The sequence below is a fragment of the Sphingomonas sp. TF3 genome (genome assembly GCF_003985085.1).
Lineage (GTDB): Bacteria > Pseudomonadota > Alphaproteobacteria > Sphingomonadales > Sphingomonadaceae > Sphingomonas.
The window spans coordinates 139,108-160,081 of record NZ_RWKS01000008.1; the positions used below are offsets into that span (position 1 = coordinate 139,108).

Below are 20,974 nucleotides of genomic sequence, written 5' to 3' on the forward strand. Positions count from 1 at the left end.
TTGCCACGAGTTTTTTGGGGGTCACTTCTTCTTCGCGGGTCGGGAAATCAGCGATTTGAAATCGAATTTCCCCATCAGCGAAGGCCCCTTGGCCCCAACCTTCTTTTTGGTCGCGCTGTCGATCGGTTCGGCCGAGTCTCCAACCGCCATCAATTTCGTCGCAAGATCGACGATCGGGACAATCGTCTTCGAGCCCTTGCCGGCTTCGGTTAGCGGCTTGCCCAATTTGGCCGATTGCGCAGCCAGCTTCTGGTCGAAGGGCACCATGAAATCGATCTTGCGTTCGATCGACCCTTCGAAGTCCTTGCGGCTGATTTCCAGTTGCGCGGTCGGCTGGACGCGATTGGCGACCACCACCACCTGCGTCTGTGGCGCGTTGGACTTCATCCAGGACAGGATACGGATCGTGTCGCGCGCGGCGGCGAGCGTTAGCTCGGTCACGACCACTGCCACCTGGATGTCCGTCATCAAATGCGGATGCTGCACGAGCATGTTGCGCGGCAGGTCGACCACCGTGCATTCGAACGCCGAGCGCATCTCTTCCTGCAACTGATAAAACGCGCCCCCGTCGGTAAGGATCGGGGAGTTGATCGGTGCTTCTGCCGACAGCACGGATAGCATTTCGCTCGACTTGACCATCGCGCGTTCGATGAACAAGCCGTCGATCCGGCTGGGATTCTCGATCGCGTCGGTCAGACCGCGACCCGGTTCAAGGTCAAGCGACAATGCGCCGGTACCGAAATGCACGTCGAGATCGAGCAAAGCCGTCGTCCGCGCGCCCTTTTCACTCAGCACCCAGGCCACACCCGTGGCGAGGCTGGAAGCGCCGACGCCGCCGCGCGCGCCGATGAACGCGGTGGAGATGTGCGGACGTTCGGTGCCCGTGTCCGAAACCTTCGGCGCATTCAGCACCGTTTGGGCATGGGTGAACGCATCCCGCAGCATGTCGGGATTGAGCGGCTTGAGCAGATAGTCCTGGATGCCGCTCACGATAAGATCGCGGTACAGCCTGACGTCGTTGACCTGGCCGGCGGCGATGACGACGGTGCCCGGCTCGCACACTTCGGCCAGCGCATTGATGTCGTTGAGGGGATCGCCGCTTTCGGAGAGATCGACAAACAGGATTTGCGGGCTCGCGGAAACCGACAGCGACTGTACCGCGTTGCGCAGGCCGCCCTTGTTCACCTTCTCGGGTGCCCAGCCCATTTCCACCGCGATCGGACGCAGCGTCTCGGCGGCGGTTTCGTCGCAGACATAGGCGGCAAAGGGATCGCGCAAGCCGATACGAGCTGGGTTGAAGGGCGCATTCATTACTTGCCTCCGGTGCTTTCCGTCTTGACCGTCGTGCCACCGGCACCGGTCGGTGCCGCCTTGCGGTAGCTTTCGATTGCCTTGGCCGAGGCCAATTGGTCGGCGACCGCGCTGCCGCCTTGACCGCGCACGAGGTCCGCCGGGTTGGCGACCATCGCGGCGAGGTTGGCGTTCATCGCGCAGCCGTGGTTGGAGGAGGTATTGGCCTCATATTCGGTCGAGGTATCGCGGCTGTAATCGGGACAGCCCGGAACCGTCGCCTTTGTGCGGCTGACGATGACGCGCGCCATGCCGGGCGTAACGGCCGCACCGACCAGTGGTGCCTCGTCGGACACCAGCAGGCCGTAACGCGACGCTTCGCGGGCGATATCGTCCTTTACGCCGCCACTCGAAGGCGTGGAATTCTCGACCGCGACCTTGTCGCCATAGCCCACCCGCAACGACGCCATCCACCCGGCGAGGCGCTGTGCTTCGCCCGGGGCCAGGCCGTCGCCGCTCGTCGCGACATCAATGGCATAATCGGCGCGGCTGACGACCGGCTGATGCACCGATTCGAGTCCGCGATTTTCCGTGCCAACGCACGCAGACAGCGCCAACGCCGGAAGCAGGCCGGTCGTGATCGCACGCACATATTTGTTCATGATCATGTCCCTCGGCCCTTAATTGATGTCGAAACCGGGTGCGGCACTCGCGCCCTTTTTGGTTTGGCTGGGTGGTGGCGTGATAGCGGCGGGCGCATCGCGACGGCGATCGACCGGCGACCCCGGTGTGGGGTCCGGCGCGACCGGTGCCGGAGCCGCCGCCCCGAGCGAAGGCTGCGCACTGGCAGCCGGGGCCATGGTCGGCTTCGGGCGGTCGCCGCCGGTGGTGCCGCCGCCAAGCTGACCCATGAAGACACGACCAAGGTCGGTCGGGGCCTTATAGCCGTCGGTTGGCAGGACGATGTCGTTGGCGTTGACCGGCTTCACGAGATACGGCGTGATCACGATCACCAGCTCGGTTTCATTGCGCTGGAACGCATTGGAGCGGAACAACGCGCCGACGATGGGCATGTCGCCAAGCGCGGGTGCCTTGTCGATCGAGTTGTTATGATTGTTCGAAAGCAATCCCGCGATCATCATGCTCTGGCCTGAACCGAGCTCGACCGTCGTTTCGGCGCGCCGGGTGGTGAGCGCCGGGATACTCACGCCTTGCAGCGTAACGGCACCTTGCGATGATAGCTGGGAAACTTCGGGACGCACGTGGAGCGAGATCCGCCCGTCGCCCAGTACGGTCGGGGTGTAGGACAGGCTTACGCCATATTGCTTATACTCGACCGAGACGGCACCCAGCCCCTGCGAGATCGGGATCGGGAATTCACCGCCCGCGAGGAACGAACCGGTTTCGCCCGAGATCACGGTGATGTTGGGATTGGCGAGCGTCGAGACCTGTCCGTCGCGTTCCCCAAGGTCGAGCGATCCCAGCAGGTCCATGCCCAATGCGTGACCGGCGAGGCCAAGCGTGGTGCCCATGCCGGTCGCTGGCGGGAAGTTGAACAAGGTTGCGCCCGGCGTCAGCCCGTTGGCGTTGATGGTGGTGTCGCCCGGCGTACCGGGTACCGTTGTGATCGTGCCTTGGCGACCTTGCGAAACGTTGAACAGCGCGCCGCTACCAATTTGGCGGTTGGTCAGGTTCACGCCGATATTCTTGACGAAGCTGCGGCTGACCTCGGCGATGCGCACCTGCAAATTCACCTGTAGCGGGGTTGCCGCGCGCAAGCGGTTGATCACGCCGACCTTAAGCGCGGCGTCCGGGCCGACAGCGACGCCAGGATTGAGCAGCGCGGTAACAAGGCGCTGCGCTGCCGCGCTGTCCTCGGGAGATGACACCGTGCCGGTCAGCACTGCGATCTGCCCGACCGTCGTCACCTTGATGTCGCTGTCGGGCATGGCGAGCTTCACCATCCGGTCGATCGAGGACAGGTTCTGGCTGACGCGGATGTTGGCGGCGTAAATCACCGTGCCGCTCGCCGAGGTGGCGAAGATCGTCGATTCGCCGGAATCCTTGCCGAACAGATGGATCTGATGCGGATTGTTCACATAAACGTCGGCCACGCCGGGGTTCGAAACCCACACGTCGCTGACGTTGGCGGGCAGGTTGATCAATTCGCCTTGCCCGGTCGACAGCACCACCTCGGTCGTCGGACGCACGGTGCCCGTTGGCGCCGCACCGACATGGGTGACCGGACGTTGCCCGCTGCGCGCAGGCGCTGGCTTTGCTTGAAGTTTGGCACCGGCGGCGAGGGCGGTGACCGGCGCACTGCCGACCAGCGCGGTGATGACCGTCGCCGACAGGACGCGGTGCAGAGCGGTTGCGCTACGCATTATTTCTTCCCCCCAAGGGCGACATCGGTCACCGCATTGCCGCGTGCGACGCGGATCACGGGGCCGGTACCAGCCCCCGGAAACGTCCCGGTACCCGGCGCACCACCGGGTGCCGAGGTATCAGCAGGCTTGCCGGGAACCGTGCTGCGTTGAAAACGCGAGACGTCGGCTCCGGTCACCATCGTCCCGCCACCGGTCGCGGGCGTGCTGGCGATGCGGGTCAGCATCGCTTTTTCCGCTTTGGGGTCGTCGGGCATCGAGACATCGCCGCTGGCGATCGCCTGTTCGAGCTCGCTGCTATTGTCGGCGATCGAGCGCAGCGACAGCGAGAGCGAGCCCAGCGTTTGAGCCACGGCAATCTGTTCGGCAATCTTCGGGGTCGCTTCGATCGTCACGTTGGAAAAGGTACGGACCACGGCCTTGCCGTCTTCGCCGACACCATTGTCGGTGCGCTGGTCGGTGGCGAGCACGCGCAGGTTGCGCATGATCGTCTCGGCCGCCTTGAGCGGCGGGCCATCGCCGCCACCGGGGACGGTCTGCGTCAGGATCAGGTCGATGCGGTCGCCCGGGAAGACGAAACCGGCCACGCTGGTCTGCGTCTGTACCGGTACGGTTACGGCGCGCATGCCCGGGCCGAGGGCGGCGGCGAGGAAGCCACGGTCGCCTGGCTTGACCAGCGCGCCCTGGGTGATCGGCTGCCCGGCGGTGATCGCGTTGCGCACGACCGTGCCCATCAGCGAGCGCGGATCGAAGCCGCCCTTCTTGATGTAATAGGCGTTCTCAACCAGCTCCTTCGGCCATGGCTGGTATTTCAGCGAGGTCGCGTCGAGGATGGTGCCGACAGGGAGCGCCTTGGTTGCGACCAGCACTTCCGGGCCGTTTGCGACCGGAGCCATCGCCACCGCATTGGCTTGCGGTGCCGGACTGCCAATGATCAGCGATCGTGCCATGAACGCCGTGATCGCGGCAACGATCAGCGCACCCACCAGCAGAATGACCTTGCGACTATCCATCTTAGACCTTTCGGACGCGGGCAATTGAGCCCGCGTTAAGCATTCACACCAAAGTGGTTAAAAAGCGGTTCACGCAGTGTAATCAGCGCGGCAATTGCGATGGCAACGCCGTAGGGAACCTCGATTTGCGCGGTGCGATGGCGCAGCGCGCGCTCGATCAGCAGGATCACGGTCAGTGCGCCGCCGAGCAGCGACATGACGATCAACATCCAGGTCAAAGCGACGGGATCGAGCAGCCACAGCGCCAGCGCGCCGATCATCTTGACGTCGCCGCCGCCCATCCAGCCGAAATGAAATGCGGCGACGAAAACCGCGAACACCAGCAGCGCAATGCCAACCTGCTCCGCAATCGCCATCCAGCCCAGGGCATTCGCCCACCACCATAAGGGCGCGAGCAGCGCGATCGCGGCGTTTTTCCAATTGGCGATCTCGCGCGTGCGTGCGTCCTGAATCCCGGCCGAAACCAGGAGCGCCGCCAGCACCAGCAGCAACATCGTCGACAGATTGATCCCACCCATGAGGAAAGGTGTAGACGGCGGGCCTTTCAAAACCGTAACCATCGTCCATGGTTTCCCCTCAGCTTTATCGTCGCGCGATTCCTGCGGCTGCGCGGATCACCCAATGGTCCGCTCCCGATGGCTGGGCGCTGCGGCGCTTTGACTGGGGCGTCGAGGGACGCCCGCGCGGGCGCATGCTGTTCCAGGGCGGGCGCGGCGATATCTTCGAAAAATATCTTGAGGCGTTCGCGCACTGGCATGCGCTTGGTTGGTCGATCACTTCGTTCGACTGGCGCGGGCAGGGCGGATCGGGGCGGCTGTCGCCCGATCCGCATGTTGGCCATGTCGACGATTTTCAGCAGTATATCGATGATTTCCGTGCCTTTTGGGCGGATTGGGTTGCAGAGGATGCCGGGCGCGACGGCGGACCGCATGTTGCGCTTGGCCATTCGATGGGCGGGCATTTGCTGTTGCGCGCGCTGGCCGAGGGCGCGGCGCAGCCCGATGCCGCCGTTCTGATCGCCCCGATGCTGGGGCTGCACAGCCCGGTTGGCGCGACGCTTGGCGAACGGCTCGCACGGATGCTTGGCGGTGTGGGCAATACGGCCCGTCCGGCCTGGCGCGGGAATGAGCGGCCCGCCACCACCGAAACGCGCCAGGCCCTGCTCACCAAGGACACCGATCGCTATGAAGACGAAATCTTCTGGCAATCGAGCAAGCCCGAATTGCTGCTTGGGCCGCCGAGCTGGCGCTGGGTGATCGAGGCGTTTGCCTCGACCCGGCGGCTGAGCGTCGATCCGCGTTTGAAGACGCTCGGCGTGCCGCTGCTGTTCGTCATTGCCGATGACGATAAACTGGTCGATCCCAAGGCCGCGCTGAAGATCGCGGCAAAGGTGCCGGATGCGCGGGTGGTGCGCTTCGGCAAGGAATCGGCGCATGAGATTCTGCGCGAGGCGGATCCGGTGCGCAATCGTGCGATTGGCGAGATCGACATCTTCCTGTCCTCGCGGGCGCAGAGGTAACACCGTGACGCATTATGACGTGGCCATTGTTGGTGCCGGGATTGCGGGCGCAAGCCTTGCCGCCGCGATTGCGCCTTACGCTTCGGTGGTGATGCTCGAGGCGGAGGATCTGCCCGGCTACCATGCGACCGGACGATCGGCAGCGTTCTGGTCGGAAACCTATGGCGGCCCCGATGTGCAGCCGCTGACCACCGCATCGGGCGCTGCGTTGCGGGGTGGCGGGTTCCTCGCCGATCTCGGCTCGCTCCATATCGGGCGCGCGTCGGATGCGGACCGGATCGACGGCTTTCTGGAGGAATTTGCGGGCAGCAGCGTGGCGCTGCAGCGGGTGGATCCGCGCGCCTACATTCCGGGTTTGCGCGCCGACTGGACGCTGGGCGTGCTGGAGGCGAGCAGCACCTATATCGATGTCGCGGTGCTGCATGCGCACTATCTGGCACAAGCGCGGCAGGGCGGGGTGACGCTGTTGCTGTCCGCGCCGTTGCAGCGGGCGCGCCACACCGGTGGCCGCTGGAAAATGGAGACGGGCGCGGGGCCGGTGTCGGCGACGATTGTCGTCAACGCCGCCGGTGCCTGGGCCGATGCGGTTGCAGAAATGGCGGGGGTCGCGCCGATCGGCATCGCCGCGTATCGCCGCACCGTCGTGCAATTGGCGACCAGCCCGGCGGCCCCCGACGCGCTGCCGCATATCGCGGACATTTCGGGGCAATTCTATTTCAAGCCCGAGGCTGGGGGCCGGCTGTGGCTCAGCCCGCACGATGAGACTCCGGCCACGCCCGGCGACGTCCAGCCCGAGGAGATCGACGTCGCCATCGCGATCGACCGGTTCGAACACGTCGTCGATTGGCAGATCACCCGCGTCGAACGGCGTTGGGCGGGCCTGCGCAGCTTCGCGCCGGATCGCTTGCCGGTCTACGGCTTCGCCCCCGATTCGCCCGGTTTCTTCTGGTGCGCGGGGCAGGGCGGTTTCGGCATCCAGACGGCACCGGCGGCGGCCGCGCTGGCCGCAGCACTCCTTTTGGGCCGCGCGCCCGATCCCAGCGTCGCTGCGATCGATCCTACCCGCTATGCACCGGGCCGCTTCGCGGTGCTGGCGTAACGATATCGCCGTCGCTATCCTTCCCGAACCGACAAACCGGGGAGGTTCGCATGGCACACAAATTCGTGATCGAGCAGAACAAGGCGGGCGAGTATGTCGCCAAGTTCAAATATAACAGCGAACTGATTTGGTGGACCGAGGGCTATTCGAGCAAGGCAGGGGCCAAGAATGCGATCGAATCGGTGCTGAAGAACGGTCCGGGCGCGCCGGTCGAAGAGGCTTAAGCGCGCCTTCCAGCGGCCACCGCGGCATCGCTCGCCAGCCGGTCTGCGCGTTCGTTGTCGGGGTGGCCGGCATGGCCTTTGACCCAGGTCCATTCGACACGGTGCGGTTTCGCCGCGTCCAGCAGTGCCTGCCACAGATCGGCATTCTTCACCGGCTGGCGCGCGGCGGTCTTCCAGCCGTTCTTCTGCCAGCCTTTGATCCACTTGGTCAGCCCGTCCATCACATAGCGGCTGTCGGTCGATAGCATCACATGGCAGGGGCGTTTCAGCGCGTTCAGCCCCTCAATCGCGGCCATCAATTCCATGCGGTTGTTGGTGGTCAGCGCTTCGCCGCCCGACAATTCCTTTTCGGTGCCGCCTGCGCGAATCAGTGCGCCCCAGCCACCCGGGCCGGGATTGCCCTTGCAGGCTCCATCGGTGGCGATTTCGACTTTGGTAAGCTCTTTTACGGTCGCGGTCATCGCGTCCGCTTAACCAGCTCCGGCGCATAATGCGAGAGTCGCCGGACATAAGCGAGCGGGTCCTTGCGCGTGACGAGCGCGTCGGCGGGGGTGTTGAGCCAGTCCCACGCCCGCGACAGCGCGAAGCGGATGCAGGCCCCGCTGGCCAGCGTCGGGAACGCCGCCTGTTCGAACGACGATAGCGGAAAGCGCTGCTCATACCCTGCCGTCAACGCATCACCGATGGCGGCGTCATAGTGCGCCCCCGTGGCATCAAAGGCCCAGGCGCTGTGCATGATCGCCAGATCGTAGACGCGCAGATCGGTGCAGGCGAAATAGAAATCGATCAGCCCGGATACAGCGTCGCCCCGCATCAGCACATTGTCGGGGAAGAGATCGGCGTGGATGGTCACCGTGTCGAGCGTCGCCTGCGGCCATGCGCCGACGACCCGATCGATCGCGAAGCCGAGATCATCATACAGGCCGGGCGCGATGGCATCGAGACTGCGCCCGCAGCGCTCGAACAAGGGGGGCCAGGTCTCGACCCCCATCGAATTGGCGCGGGTCTCGGGAAAATCGGCCAAGGCGGCGTGCATATCCGCCATCGCCACACCCGCAGCGCGCGCCTGTGCTGCGGTCGGATGCGATACCGACACGCCGGACAGAAACTTGATGAGGCAGGCTGGACGTCCCTCCAGCGTCTGAATCGCGGTGCCGTCGCGGTCCTTGATCGCTGGCGGCACAGGGTTGCCGCGCGCTGCGAGATGATCGAGCAGCGCCATGAAATAGGGCAGGTCGCCGCCATCGACGCGCTTTTCATACAGCGTCAGGATGAAGCGGCCGGTGGTGGTGTCGACCAGGTAATTGGTGTTCTCGACACCCTCGGCGATTCCCTTGGCGGACACCAACTCGCCGACGTCGTAGCGCGCGAGGAAACCGGCCAGGACCTCGGCCGATACAGGCGTATACACGGCCATCGCTCAGGCCGTTGCTTCAAGCCCGCGGGGCAGCTTGAACGAGACTGTCTCGCGCTTCGTCTCCACTTCGCGCTCGGTGACCGTAAACCGTTCAGCCAGCCGATCGACCAGTTCGCGCACCAGCACCTCCGGTGCGGATGCTCCGGCCGTAATGCCCAGTCTACTAATGCCGTCGACGAAGCTCCAGTCGAGGTCCGCCGCGCGCTGAATCAGGCGAGCAGGGGTACCTTCGCGCTCGGCGACTTCGACCAGACGCACCGAGTTTGAAGAGTTCGGCGCGCCAATCACCAACATCGCATCACACGCATGGGCAATCGCCTTGACTGCGCCCTGGCGGTTGGCGGTGGCGTAGCAGATGTCCTCGCCGCGCGGCCCCTGGATCGAGGGGAAGCGCCGTTGCAGCGTGGCGACCACATCGGCGGTGTCATCCATCGACAAGGTCGTCTGCGTCAGGAAGGCCAGATTGTCGGGGTCAGCGGGCGTATAGCTTTCGGCATCCGCCACGGTTTCGACCAGCGACATCGCGCCTTCGGGCACCTGGCCGAACGTACCGACCACTTCGGGATGTCCGGCATGGCCGATGAACACGATGTGCCGCCCGAGTTGGACCATGCGTTCGGCCTGGCGGTGAACCTTGGACACGAGCGGGCAGGTCGCGTCGAAAAAGGCGAGGCCGCGTTCGGCCGCCTTGTTCGGCACGGCCTTCGGAACGCCGTGCGCGGAGAAGACGACGGGAACGCCGTCGGGCACCTCGTCCAGTTCCTCCACAAACACCGCGCCTTTGTCGCGCAGCATGTCGACGACGAAGCGATTGTGGACGATTTCGTGCCGAACATAGACCGGTGCGCCATATTTGGCGATCGCCAGTTCCACGATCTGGATGGCACGGTCGACTCCGGCGCAGAAGCCGCGCGGTGCGGCGATAATGAGCTCGAGTTTTGGCTTTGAAGCGGTGAACATCTCGCAGGAAGCCTACGCGATTGCTTGCGCGGGCGATAGCCGGTTCCTATGGTGCGGCCGTGTCTGCGCGATAAATCCTAACGCAGGCGATCCCTTTTGCATGATAAGGTGCGTGACCCCGTGACATTCCGGAAATCAGCCATCGCCGCTCTCTCGCTTCCCGTGTTCGCGGCGGTCTTGCTCGGCGGATGTCGGCACACGGGCGACCTTGACGAGACGGGCGGCATCACCGCCGTCCGCACCGCCTGCCCCAGCGTAGCGGTCCCCGCCGGGACTGGCGACATCACGCTGTTCGATCCCGCAACCAGCCACGATGCGACGGCGCTCGACCTCACGGCGGTGCTGACCAACGTGCGCTCGACCTGCACCGATGCAGGCGACGACATTCTGACCACGGTGACCTTCTCGGTCGAAGGGCGGCGGCTGCACACCGATGGCGCGCGCGACGTGACCTTGCCGTATTTCATCACCGTGGTGCAGGGCGGCAGCGCCGTCGTTGCCAAGCGCCTGGGCCATGCCACGCTGCATTTCGAGCCGGGCCAGCCGCGCGCATCGGTACAGGGCACGGGCACCGCGACGGTGTCGCGCGCCGCCGCCACGTTGCCCAACGATGTCCGCAAGAAGCTGCTCGAAAAGCGCAAGGCGGGCGGCGAGGATGCCGCGGTCGATCCGTTGACGCGTCCGGAAGTGCGTCAGGCGGTGCTGCGCGCCACCTTCGAGGCTTTGGTTGGCTTCCAGCTGACCAACGACCAGCTGAAATATAACGCGACACGCTGATTGTTGACGCGGTTGTGGCAAAGGGTCGTTGACTCGCTTGCTGCGCCGCGTCAAACCGACGGCGTCGATCTCGGGCAACCGGGATAGGCACGCGCGGGAGAGTGTCCCGGTCCTCCGGTAGCGGATGGCCGGGGCCGCCGAAGGAGCAACCGCCCCGGAATCTCTCAGGCAACCGGACCGCGCGGGCCATCGACACTCTGGAAAGCGCACTCGCCTTGGGCGATGTGCCACCGAAGGGGTAAGCTTGCGGCACGTGCGGCAAGTCAAAGCTCTCAGGTATCCGTGACAGAGGGGGCGGCGGATCATGGACGCTACGGCGTCATGCTACGCCGTAGACCTCGCACGGAAGGCCTTTATGACCGACGCTGAAATTCCCGACGAAATCGCGATCGAGACCTTGCCGCTCGACGCTTGGCATCGCGCCCGTGGTGGCCGCATGGTGCCCTTCGCGGGCTATGAGATGCCGGTGCAATATGAAGGCATCATGGCCGAGCATCTGTGGGTGCGCGAATCGGCTGGCCTGTTCGATGTCAGCCATATGGGACAGTTGCTGTTCCGCTCCGATGAAGGCGCCGATCTGATTGCAGCCCTCGAAGCCGTGCTGCCCGCCGACATTGCCGGGCTGGGCGAGGGCAAGCAGCGGTATTCGCTGCTTCTGGCCGAAGACGGCGGCATCCTCGACGATTTGATGGTCACGCGTCTGCCGGAAGCCAACCCGTTCGACATTCAGGGCTTTTACATGGTCGTCAACGGCGCGACCAAGATCGACGATATCGCGCATTTGCTCGAATATCTGCCCGACGACATCGCACTCAACCATATGGAAGACCAGGCGCTGCTGGCGTTGCAGGGTCCCAAGGCGGTCGATGCGCTGGCGCGGCTGGTGCCGGGCGTCGAAGCGCTGGTGTTCATGACCGCTGCCGGCTTCGAGTGGAACGGCATCCCGCTGTGGATCAGCCGCTCCGGCTATACCGGTGAGGATGGCTTTGAGATTTCGGTTGCGGCGGAGTCGGTAGAGGCGCTCGCGACCGCGCTTGCGGCCGAGCCCGAAGTCAAGCCGATCGGCCTTGGCGCGCGCGATTCGCTGCGGCTTGAGGCTGGCTTGCCGCTGTACGGGCATGATCTCGATCCCGAGACGACCCCGGTCCAGGCCGATCTCGGCTTCGCCTTGTCGAAGCGCCGCCGCGAGGCGGGTGATTTCATGGGCGCGGCGCGCATTCTGGCCGAGCGGGAGACCGGCGCGATCGTCAAGCGCGTCGGCTTGCTCGTCGCCGGGCGCCAGCCCGTGCGCGAAGGGGCTGCGGTGCTCGATGCGCAGGGCTCCGACGTCGGCCGCGTGACCTCGGGAGGCTTCGCCCCCAGCGTCGGCGCGCCGATCGCCATGGCCTATGTGCCGACCGCGCTTGCGGTTCCCGGTACGACAATCCAATTGGCGCAGCGCGGCAAGGTCCATCAAGCGACCGTGACGACAATGCCCTTTATTCCCCACCGCTACGTCCGCGCAGGAGGCAAGTGATGAGCCGTTATTTTACTGAAGATCATGAATGGGTTGATGTCGATGGTGACATCGGCATCGTTGGCATTACCGAATATGCGCAGAGCCAGCTCGGCGACATCGTGTTCGTCGACGTGCCCGAAGAGGGCAAGGAATTGGCCAAGGGCGATGAAGCCGCGGTCGTCGAATCGGTCAAGGCCGCGTCGGACGTCTATTCGCCGGTGTCCGGCACGGTGATCGACGGCAACGCCGCGCTCGCCGACACGCCCGGCCTCGTCAATGAGGATCCCGAAGGCGATGGCTGGTTCTTCAAGCTGACGCTGAGCGACGCCGATGAGCTGAACGAGCTGATGGATGAAGTCGCCTATCAGGCATTCGTCGCGAAGCTCTGAGTCTTCCTCCCCTCCCTGGAAGGGAGGGGATCGAGGGGTGGGTCGCTCTCAATGGGAACGTCACGCCAGCCTCATACCAACCCACCCCCAGCCCCTCCCTTCCAGGGAGGGGAGAGGACTGTTTGATGCGTTACCTACCCCTGACTCAGTCCGATCGCGAGGCGATGCTCGGCGTCATCGGTGCCGCTTCGATCGACGATCTGTTCGTCGACGTGCCCGAAGCCGCCCGGCTCGACGGCCCGATCCACGATCTGCCGATGCACGCCAGCGAAATGGCGGTCGAGCGCCATATGAGCGCGCTGGCGCGCAAGAATCTGACGGCGGGGGAAGCGCCCTTTTTCCTCGGCTGCGGTGCTTATCGCCACCATGTGCCGGCCTCGGTCGATCACCTGATCCAGCGCGGGGAATTCCTGACGGCCTACACGCCGTATCAGCCCGAAATCGCGCAGGGCACGCTGCAAATGCTGTTCGAGTTCCAGACGCAGGTCGCGCGGCTGCTCGGCACCGATGTCGCCAACGCGTCGATGTATGACGGCTCGACCGCCTGCTGGGAAGCGATCGGCATGGCGCGCCGCATCACCAAGCGTGGCAAGGCGATCCTGTCCTCGGGCCTGCACCCGCATTATGTCTCGGTCGCCAAGACGATGGCGAAGTTCACCGGCGACGTGCTCGAAACCGCGACGCCGACCCTGAGCGCAGACACCGATCTGGAAACGCTGATCGGCGCGATTGACAAGGATACGTCGTGCGTCGTCGTGCAATATCCCGACATTCTGGGCCGCATCGCCGACCTCACGCCGCTCGCCGACGCCTGCCACGCCAACAAGGCGCTGCTGATCGCGGTGGTGACCGAGCCGGTTGCCTTGGGCGCAATCAAGTCGCCCGGTGAGATGGACGCAGACATCGTGGTTGGCGAAGGCCAGTCGCTCGGCGTCGGCCTGCAATTCGGCGGCCCCTATGTCGGCCTGTTCGGCTGCAAGGAAAAATACGTCCGCCAGATGCCGGGTCGCTTGTGCGGCGAAACGCTCGATGCTGACGGCCGCCGCGGCTTCGTGCTGACGCTGTCGACGCGCGAGCAGCATATCCGCCGCGAAAAGGCGACCTCGAACATCTGCACAAACTCCGGCCTGTGTGCGCTCGCTTTCTCGATCCACATGACGCTGCTGGGCGAAAAGGGCCTGCGCACGCTGGCAGAGATCAACCATCACGGAGCGGTGGCGGCGGCGGCGCGGCTGGCGCAGGTGCCGGGGGTCGAATTGGTCACGACCACCTTCTTCAACGAATTCACGCTGAAGCTGCCGCAGGAAGCGCGGCCGGTGGTGCGCGCCCTGGCCGAACGCGGCATCCTGGCAGGTGTGTCGCTCGGGCGGCTCTATCCGGGTGAGGCGAGCCTCGCCAACGGCCTGGTCGTCGCGGTGACCGAGACGACCTCGGCAGAAGATGTAGAAACGCTGGCCGCCGCGCTTGAGGAGATTCTGGCATGAGCATCAATGCAAGCGGATGGCGCCCCGAAGCGCCCGTCGCCGGTGGCAAGGCGTCCCCGACGGTAACCGGCAATAAGGGCCTGATGCTGGAAGAAGCGCTGATCTTCGAGATCGGCGATTCGGAGACCACAGGCGTCGATTTCGCATCTTCTCCCTCTCCCCTCCGGGGAGAGGGGCCGTCAGGCACCAGCCTCGGCAGCCTCGCGCGCACCACGCCGATCGGCCTTCCCGGCCTGTCGGAACCGGAAGCGGTGCGCCATTACACGCGCCTCAGCCGCCAGAATTACGGCATCGACCTCGGCTTCTTCCCGCTCGGATCGTGCACGATGAAGCACAATCCGCGCCTCAATGAGAAGGTCGCGCGTCTGCCCGGTTTCGCCGACATCCATCCGCTCCAGCCGGTCGATACCGTGCAGGGCGCGCTTGGCGTCATCAACGAACTGGCGGTGTGGCTGATCAAGCTGACCGGCATGTACGGCGTCGCGATGAGCCCCAAGGCGGGCGCGCATGGCGAATTGTGCGGCATCCTGTGCATCAAGGCGGCGCTGGAAGCGCGCGGCGAGGGCCACCGCAAGGTCGTGCTCGTGCCCGAGAGCGCGCATGGCACCAACCCCGCGACCGCCGCGTTTGCGGGCTTCACGGTCGAGGATATCCCCGCCACCGCCGAAGGGCGTGTCGATACCGCAGCGCTCAAGGCGCGCCTCGGGCCGGACGTGGCGGCGGTGATGATCACCAACCCCAATACCTGCGGCCTGTTCGAGCGCGACATGAAGGCGATCTCGGACGCGGTCCATGCGGTCGGCGCCTATGTCTATTGCGACGGTGCGAACTTCAACGCGATCGTCGGCCGCGTGCGCCCGGGCGACCTCGGCATCGATGCGATGCACATCAATTTGCACAAGACCTTCTCCACCCCGCATGGCGGTGGCGGCCCCGGCTCGGGCCCGGTCGTGCTGTCGGAAGCACTCGCGCCGTTCGGCCCGCTGCCCTTCACCGCGCGCTACGAAGACGGCCATATCGCGCTGATCGAGGAAGAAACGGCGGGCGACGAACACCCGCACACCTTCGGCCGCATGACTGCCTTCCACGGCCAGATGGGCATGTTCACCCGCGCGCTGACCTATATCCTCAGCCACGGAGCGGATGGCCTGCGCCAGGTTTCGGAAGACGCAGTGCTCAACGCCAATTACATCCTGCGCAGCCTGGAAAAGATGCTCGACGCGCCGTTCGCCGCATCGGGCCCGTGCATGCACGAGGCGCTGTTCTCGGATAATGGCCTCGCCGACGGTTTCTCGACGATCGACGTCGCCAAGGGGCTGATCGACGAGGGCTTCCACCCGATGACGATGTACTTCCCGCTGGTCGTCCACGGCGCGATGCTGATCGAGCCGACCGAGACCGAATCGAAGGCCGCGCTCGACCAGTTCATCGGCGCTTTGCGCTCGGTCGCCGAGCGCGCCAAGGCGGGCGATATCAGCCTGAAGAGCGCCCCGCATTTCGCGCCGCGCAGCCGCCTCGATGAAACACTGGCGGCACGCAAGCCAGTGCTGGTATGGAAGGACCCGGGTCTGGCCCAAGCGGCCGAATAACAGGGGGAAATGCATGCCGGTCCACGCTGCGCCGCCGGGGATTTTGCAATATGCAATCCCGATCGCGATCTTCCTTGCGGTGTTCGCGCTGCGTGCACGGCGGTTGACCCGGCTCAGGCCGCTCAAGGTCGAGCAATTGTGGATCGTACCGGCTCTTTATACCGCCGTCGTCGCCGTGATCTTCTATCGCAGCCCGCCCACGCTGGCTGGGTGGGGGATCGCGGTGGCGGCGTTGCTGGTCGGGGCGGCACTCGGCTGGCAGCGCGGCAAGACCATGCAAATCCATGTCGACCCCGAAACCCACGAATTGCGCCAGCGCGCCTCGCTCTGGGCGCTTGCCTTCATCGTGGTGCTGATCGCGATCAAATCGGTCGCGCAGGCCGAAGGGGCGGCGTTGCACTTCAACGTGGCGGTGCTGATCGATACGCTGGCAGCGCTCTCGCTCGGCGTGTTCGCGGCGCAGCGGCTGGAAATGTATTTGCGCGCGAATCGCCTGCTCGCCGAAGCCCGCGCGTGACGGCACCTGCCCCCTGGATTCCGGGGGAGGCGGGAGAAGAAGCGCGGCGCCATGCCCCGGCGACGCTGCGCAACCGCATGGCGATTGCCGATGTGCTGCGCGAAATGCTGCCGCGCAGCGGCGTCGTGCTGGAGGTCGCCAGCGGGTCGGGCGAGCATGCCGCGTATTTCGCGCAGGAGTTTCCGGCGCTGGACTGGCAGCCGAGCGACCCGGACCCGGATGCGCGCCGCTCGATCGGCGCGTGGTGCGAGGGGATAGCCAATGTTCTGCCACCGCTCGATCTCGATGCGGCTGCAAGCCAATGGTCGATCCGCCGTGCCGACGCGGTGCTATGCATCAACATGGCCCATATCAGCCCGTGGGAAGCGACGCTCGGTTTGCTCTCGGGGGCTGGGTCGGTCCTGCCGCCCGACGCACCGTTGATCCTGTATGGCCCGTTTCTGCAAGCGGGCGTCCCGACCGCACCGAGCAACCTCGCGTTCGACGATTCCCTGCGCGCGCGCGATTCGCGCTGGGGGTTGCGTTCCGTTGAGGCGGTAACGGCTGCGGCGACATCCTTCTCGCTCGACCAATGCCTCGCAATGCCTGCCAACAACCTGCTATTGGTGTTTCGTCGCCGTTAGGGGCTTACGGCTTCGGTCACGGGGCGTCGCCGGACCTGCTCCCGCCAGACAATGTAGAGCCCGCTCGCCACGATGATCGGCGCGCCGAGGACAGTGCCCCAGCCGGGTAACGTGCCGAACAGCAGCCAGCCATAGAGCGTGCCCCAGAACAGGCTCGAATAGTCCATCGGGATCACGGTCGAGACCGGCGCGTGGCGCACGGCTGCGGTCAACGCCAGTTGCGCGAGCCCGCCAATCAGGCCGACGCCCACCAGAATCGCCCAGGTCAAGGCGTCATGCTGCTGAAGGTTGAGCGCATAGGCAATGCCGAGCGGCGGTATCGAAAGCGCCGAGAACCAGAAGACCGTCGTCAGCGCGCTTTCGGTGCGCCCGATCTGGCGCAGCAGGATCGCGACCAATGCCACGAACATCGCCGCGACAAGGCCGACCGCCGCCCCGCCCAATGGCAACGCGCCGGTCCCCGGTTGGGTCACGATCAATACGCCGATAAAGCCGACGACGACCGCGGCCCAGCGGTGGATGCCGACCTGTTCGCCGAGGATGAGCGCCCCCAGCAGCGTGCCGAAGATCGGCACGGTAAACTGCAAGGTGGTCGCGTCTGCCAACGGCAACAGCAACACCGCGCCGAAAGTGGTCACCATGCCGATCAGGCCAACGGCGGTGCGCCGGACATGTGCGCCGAATCGCTGGGTCCGGAGCGACGAAAGGCCGGGACCGGTCACCACGATTCCCAAAATCAGCATCGCCGCGAAGGCCTGACGGAAGAACATCGTCTCGGCGAGGTTCGCCCCACGATTTTCCGCGAGTTTGATCAGCGCGCTCATCGTTGCCAGGCCAGCGACGGCGAGCAGGCGCAAGGCCAGCCCCAGCATGACGCGGTCGGGGGTATAGCGCGGCGCCGTTTCGACGGAGGGTAGGGCGGGGGCGTCGATCGAGTGTCTCCAGAGTATGCATTGGTCCATGACGCCGCGCGGCGCGCGATACAAGCGCGGGGGTGACGCGCGCGTCGCCAGTCGCTATCCGCACCGCCATGATCAAACGCGCACTCCCCGTCACCCGCGAGGCCGATTTCTCGGCCTGGTATCAATCCGTCATTGCAGAAGCCGACCTTGCCGAGGAATCGGGCGTGCGCGGCTGCATGGTCATACGGCCGTGGGGCTATGGCATTTGGGAGCGGATCCAGCGTTTGCTCGACGACCGCATCAAGGCGACGGGCCATGAAAATTGCTATTTCCCGCTGTTCATCCCGCTCTCCTATTTCGAGAAAGAAGCCGAGCATGTCGAAGGCTTCGCCAAGGAGATGGCGGTCGTCACGCATCACCGGCTGAAGGCGGACGGCAAAGGCGGGCTGATCCCCGATCCCGAGGCCAAGCTGGAGGAACCGCTCGTCGTGCGCCCGACCTCGGAGATGGTGATTGGGGCTGCCTTCGCCCGGTGGGTGCAGTCGTGGCGCGATTTGCCGGTGCTGATCAACCAATGGGCGAACGTCGTCCGCTGGGAAATGCGCACGCGCATGTTCCTGCGCACCAGCGAGTTTCTGTGGCAGGAGGGGCATACTGCGCACGCTTCGGCCGAGGAAGCACGCGAGGAAACGCTCAAGATGCTGGAGGTCTATCGTTCGTTTTCCGAGGATTGCCTCGCGCTGCCGGTGGTCGCGGGCGAGAAGCCCGAGAACGAACGCTTTCCGGGTGCCGTCGCGACCTACAGCATCGAAGCGATGATGCAGGACGGCAAGGCGCTGCAGGCCGGCACCAGCCATTTCCTGGGCACCAATTTCGCGAGCGCGCAGAACATCCGCTTTCAGAACGACCAGGGCGAATTCGTCCTTGCCAATACGACGAGCTGGGGCGTTTCGACGCGGATGATCGGCGGTGTCATCATGGTTCACGGCGATGACGACGGCTTGCGCGTACCGCCGCGCATTGCGCCGTGGCAGATTGTGATCGTGCCGATGTTGCGCGACCAGCCCGAGGACGCCGCGATCGTCGATTATTGCAAGGCGTTGCAGGCTGAGTTGGCCAATCAATCGGCGCTGGGCGAGCCGGTGCGCGCGCTGCTCGACCTCAAATTCGGCAAGGCCGCGACCAAGCGCTGGGGCTGGGTGAAGAAGGGCGCGCCGATCGTGATCGAAGTGGGCGGGCGCGATGTTGCCGGCGGCAACGTCTCGGTGATCCGGCGTGACCGGCTCTACCGCGAAGACGGTAAGCTCGACAGCGCCGTCGTCACGCGGGGCGATTTCGTCGGCCAGGCGGCCGGTTTGCTGGAGGAAATCCAGGCCGGACTGCACGCAGAAGCGCGCCAGCGGCTGCAGGCGAATATTGTTGCCGCCGCCGACTTCGCCGCGATCGAAGCGCATTTTGCCGAGGGCGTGAAGAACCCGGGCTGGCTGGAAGTCCAATGGTCACGGCCCACCGGCGCTGCGCTGGATGCGGTGGTCGAGCGGCTCAAGGCGTTGAAGCTCACCATCCGTAACGCACCGATGCAACAGGCCGCACCGGAGGGGGCCTGCGTGTTCACCGGAAATCCGGCGGTTGAGCGCGTGCTGATCGGGCGCGCTTATTGAGCGGGGGCATGATGGACGTTCACGGCAGCTATGCGCGCGATGGCTATGCACTGATCAAAGGGCTGCTGCCGCGCGACGTCGCGACGGCGTTCCTGCGGCAAATGAAGGCCGATCTTGCGCAGGGTGGGGCTCCGATCGAGCGCCACACTCGAGCGTCGCCGCTGCTGAAAGGCGATGCGGTCGAGGTTTATGGCTATCATTACCCGCCCATGCTGGGGATGCTGTGGGGGCTCACGCCGACGGTCCGCGCGCTGACTGGTCGCGACTTGCTGCCGACCTATGATTATTTTCGGATCTACCGCGAGGGCGACATCCTGCGCGTGCATAGTGATCGGCAGGCGTGCGAGCACAGCCTGTCGCTGACGCTCGATTATAGCGACGGCGTGCCGTGGGATCTGGAGGTCGGCACCGACCGGCTCGATGGCCCGAGTGCGGCGGTTGGACCCGACTTTGGCGGCAAGCGCTATGTCTCGCTGACGATGGAGCCGGGCGATGCGGTGCTCTATCGCGGCGTCGAGCATCGGCACGGGCGGATGACGCCCAATGCCAATGGCTGGTCGGCGCATCTCTTCCTGCACTGGGTTGAGCGCGACGGCCCCTATGCGAGCTTTGCGTTCGACGGGAACGCCGACACCACGAAGCCGGTGAATTTCAGCTTTTCGTAAGATCGGGCGTGAAGCGCGCGCCGACATGCGCTTCGCCGCGCGCCTCGGCGAGTCTTACCTGGCGGTGGCGCTCGGCATAGCTCGCGCGCGCCTGCGCATCGCGCGTGGCGTGGCAAGCGGGGCAGGCGACGCCTTCCTCATACAGCGGCGAAGCACGGTCGGCGGGGCTCACCGGCATACGGCAGGCGCGGCACAGTTCGTGGGTGCCGAGCGCCAGGCCGTGGCCGACCGCAACGCGCTCGTCGAACACGAAGCATTCGCCGTGCCAGCGGCTTTCGGTTTCCGGCACCTCTTCGAGATATTTCAGGATGCCGCCTTCGAGATGGAAGACGTCGTCCAGCCCCTCAGCCTTGAGGAAAGCGGTCGACTTCTCACAGCGGATGCCGCCGGTGCAGAACATCGCGACTTTCTTGCCCTCCAACTCCGTGCGGTGGTCGCGCACCCAGGCGGGAAAGTCGCGGAAGCTCTCGGTCGCCGGGTCGATCGCGCGGGCGAAGGTGCCGACCTTCACCTCATAGGCATTGCGCGTGTCGATCACGATTGTGTCGGGATCGTCGATCAGCGCATTCCAGTCGGCGGGTTTGACATAATGACCGACACCTTGCAGCGGATCGATATCGGGCTCCCCCATCGTCACGATCTCGCGCTTGAGACGGACCTTGAGGCGATGGAACGGCATCGTCGCGGCATGGCTGTATTTGACCACGATGCCTGAGCAGTCGGGCAGGGTGCGGATGTGCGCAATGACAGCGGCGATGCCCGCGTCCGACCCGGCGATCGTACCGTTAATGCCCTCGCGCGCGAGCAGCAGAGTGCCCTTGATACCCTGCGCTTCGCAGAGCGCCAGCAGCGGCGCGCGGATGGCGGCGGGATCGGGGAAGCGGGCGAAGCGATAGAGCGCGGCGACTGTGATGGGGGCAGGGTGAACCATAAGGCAAAGCGCTGTAGGCTTCCCCGACCCCC

Annotated in this window: 22 protein-coding genes and 1 riboswitch; of the genes, 12 read left to right on the forward strand and 10 right to left on the reverse strand. The window is 65.2% G+C overall.

The window, feature by feature from the left end; translation table 11 throughout:
- Positions 1-21: 21 nt before the first annotated feature.
- Genes EJC47_RS09305 through EJC47_RS09325 form a run of 5 tightly spaced genes read right to left on the reverse strand, consistent with a single transcriptional unit; the run spans position 22 to position 5,181 of the window.
- Entirely contained in the window at positions 22-1,311 is a 1,290-nt protein-coding gene (locus EJC47_RS09305; RefSeq protein ID WP_126847085.1) for an AAA family ATPase, read from the reverse strand.
- Positions 1,311-1,952, reverse strand: a complete 642-nt coding sequence (locus EJC47_RS09310) for a CpaD family pilus assembly protein (RefSeq protein WP_245535533.1) — start codon at positions 1,950-1,952, stop codon at positions 1,311-1,313. The genes EJC47_RS09305 and EJC47_RS09310 overlap by 1 nt, the downstream gene beginning before the upstream one ends.
- A gap of 18 nt (positions 1,953-1,970) precedes the next feature.
- Entirely contained in the window at positions 1,971-3,674 is a 1,704-nt protein-coding gene (locus tag EJC47_RS09315; protein ID WP_126847087.1) for a type II and III secretion system protein family protein, read from the reverse strand.
- Positions 3,674-4,687: a Flp pilus assembly protein CpaB gene (gene cpaB, locus EJC47_RS09320; RefSeq protein WP_126847089.1), complete on the reverse strand. Its 1,014-nt coding sequence runs from the start codon at positions 4,685-4,687 to the stop codon at positions 3,674-3,676. Before cpaB ends, EJC47_RS09315 begins: the two co-directional genes overlap by 1 nt.
- Positions 4,688-4,722: 35 nt before the next feature.
- Positions 4,723-5,181 (reverse strand): A24 family peptidase, encoded by a 459-nt coding sequence (locus EJC47_RS09325; RefSeq protein WP_260591531.1) that lies wholly within the window; start codon positions 5,179-5,181, stop codon positions 4,723-4,725.
- Between the two features lie 71 nt (positions 5,182-5,252).
- On the opposite strand from EJC47_RS09325, the gene EJC47_RS09330 reads away from it, so the two are divergent.
- From EJC47_RS09330 to EJC47_RS09340, 3 genes are read left to right on the forward strand one after another with little or no spacing between them, the layout of a single operon-like run.
- A complete protein-coding gene (locus EJC47_RS09330; protein WP_010403781.1) occupies positions 5,253-6,206 on the forward strand; it encodes an alpha/beta fold hydrolase in 954 nt (317 codons plus the stop codon).
- Between the two features lie 4 nt (positions 6,207-6,210).
- Positions 6,211-7,305, forward strand: a complete 1,095-nt coding sequence (locus EJC47_RS09335) for an NAD(P)/FAD-dependent oxidoreductase (protein ID WP_126847091.1) — start codon at positions 6,211-6,213, stop codon at positions 7,303-7,305.
- Between the two features lie 50 nt (positions 7,306-7,355).
- Positions 7,356-7,529: a YegP family protein gene (locus tag EJC47_RS09340; protein ID WP_010403777.1), complete on the forward strand. Its 174-nt coding sequence runs from the start codon at positions 7,356-7,358 to the stop codon at positions 7,527-7,529.
- Here EJC47_RS09340 and rnhA read toward each other — a convergent pair.
- From rnhA to ispH, 3 genes are read right to left on the reverse strand one after another with little or no spacing between them, the layout of a single operon-like run.
- Positions 7,526-7,990: a ribonuclease HI gene (rnhA, locus tag EJC47_RS09345; protein WP_010403775.1), complete on the reverse strand. Its 465-nt coding sequence runs from the start codon at positions 7,988-7,990 to the stop codon at positions 7,526-7,528. The genes EJC47_RS09340 and rnhA overlap by 4 nt on opposite strands.
- Positions 7,987-8,946: a homoserine kinase gene (gene thrB / locus EJC47_RS09350; RefSeq protein WP_126847093.1), complete on the reverse strand. Its 960-nt coding sequence runs from the start codon at positions 8,944-8,946 to the stop codon at positions 7,987-7,989. The genes rnhA and thrB overlap by 4 nt, the downstream gene beginning before the upstream one ends.
- A 3-nt stretch (positions 8,947-8,949) precedes the next feature.
- Positions 8,950-9,906: a 4-hydroxy-3-methylbut-2-enyl diphosphate reductase gene (gene ispH / locus EJC47_RS09355; protein ID WP_126847095.1), complete on the reverse strand. Its 957-nt coding sequence runs from the start codon at positions 9,904-9,906 to the stop codon at positions 8,950-8,952.
- 120 nt (positions 9,907-10,026) lie between these two features.
- Here ispH and EJC47_RS09360 point away from each other — a divergent pair, with 120 nt between their 5' ends.
- From EJC47_RS09360 to EJC47_RS09390, 7 genes are all read left to right on the forward strand, one after another.
- Complete coding sequence (locus tag EJC47_RS09360; protein ID WP_185867621.1) at positions 10,027-10,683, forward strand: hypothetical protein; 657 nt, start codon at positions 10,027-10,029, stop codon at positions 10,681-10,683.
- Between the two features lie 84 nt (positions 10,684-10,767).
- A riboswitch (glycine riboswitch) is annotated at positions 10,768-10,873 on the forward strand.
- 165 nt (positions 10,874-11,038) lie between these two features.
- Positions 11,039-12,199 carry a glycine cleavage system aminomethyltransferase GcvT gene (gene gcvT, locus EJC47_RS09365; protein WP_126847097.1) on the forward strand — a complete coding sequence of 387 codons (1,161 nt, stop codon included), beginning with the start codon at positions 11,039-11,041 and terminating at the stop codon, positions 12,197-12,199.
- Positions 12,199-12,570, forward strand: coding sequence for a glycine cleavage system protein GcvH (gene gcvH / locus EJC47_RS09370; protein ID WP_033964955.1), 372 nt, complete (start codon positions 12,199-12,201; stop codon positions 12,568-12,570). Before gcvT ends, gcvH begins: the two co-directional genes overlap by 1 nt.
- Positions 12,571-12,695: 125 nt before the next feature.
- A complete protein-coding gene (gene gcvPA, locus EJC47_RS09375) occupies positions 12,696-14,054 on the forward strand; it encodes an aminomethyl-transferring glycine dehydrogenase subunit GcvPA (protein WP_126847099.1) in 1,359 nt (452 codons plus the stop codon).
- The gene (gcvPB, locus tag EJC47_RS09380) at positions 14,051-15,643 is read left to right on the forward strand and encodes an aminomethyl-transferring glycine dehydrogenase subunit GcvPB (protein WP_126847101.1); all 1,593 of its coding nucleotides are present in this window, start codon (positions 14,051-14,053) and stop codon (positions 15,641-15,643) included. Before gcvPA ends, gcvPB begins: the two co-directional genes overlap by 4 nt.
- Before the next feature lie 13 nt (positions 15,644-15,656).
- Positions 15,657-16,160 (forward strand): CcdC protein domain-containing protein, encoded by a 504-nt coding sequence (locus EJC47_RS09385; RefSeq protein ID WP_126847103.1) that lies wholly within the window; start codon positions 15,657-15,659, stop codon positions 16,158-16,160.
- Positions 16,157-16,783 (forward strand): DUF938 domain-containing protein, encoded by a 627-nt coding sequence (locus EJC47_RS09390; protein ID WP_185867622.1) that lies wholly within the window; start codon positions 16,157-16,159, stop codon positions 16,781-16,783. Before EJC47_RS09385 ends, EJC47_RS09390 begins: the two co-directional genes overlap by 4 nt.
- On the opposite strand, the gene EJC47_RS09395 is transcribed toward EJC47_RS09390, so the two are convergent.
- On the reverse strand, positions 16,780-17,655 hold the full coding sequence (locus EJC47_RS09395) for a DMT family transporter (protein ID WP_126847180.1): 876 nt from the start codon (positions 17,653-17,655) through the stop codon (positions 16,780-16,782). The genes EJC47_RS09390 and EJC47_RS09395 overlap by 4 nt on opposite strands.
- Before the next feature lie 158 nt (positions 17,656-17,813).
- Between EJC47_RS09395 and EJC47_RS09400 the strand changes: the two genes are divergently transcribed.
- Positions 17,814-19,346, forward strand: coding sequence for an aminoacyl--tRNA ligase-related protein (locus EJC47_RS09400; protein WP_126847105.1), 1,533 nt, complete (start codon positions 17,814-17,816; stop codon positions 19,344-19,346).
- Positions 19,347-19,354: 8 nt separating this feature from the next.
- A complete protein-coding gene (locus tag EJC47_RS09405) occupies positions 19,355-20,011 on the forward strand; it encodes a hypothetical protein (RefSeq protein ID WP_260591529.1) in 657 nt (218 codons plus the stop codon).
- Here EJC47_RS09405 and trhO read toward each other — a convergent pair.
- Entirely contained in the window at positions 19,998-20,942 is a 945-nt protein-coding gene (trhO, locus tag EJC47_RS09410; RefSeq protein WP_126847107.1) for an oxygen-dependent tRNA uridine(34) hydroxylase TrhO, read from the reverse strand. The two genes, EJC47_RS09405 and trhO, sit on opposite strands and share 14 nt — an antisense overlap.
- Positions 20,943-20,974 lie beyond the last annotated feature (32 nt).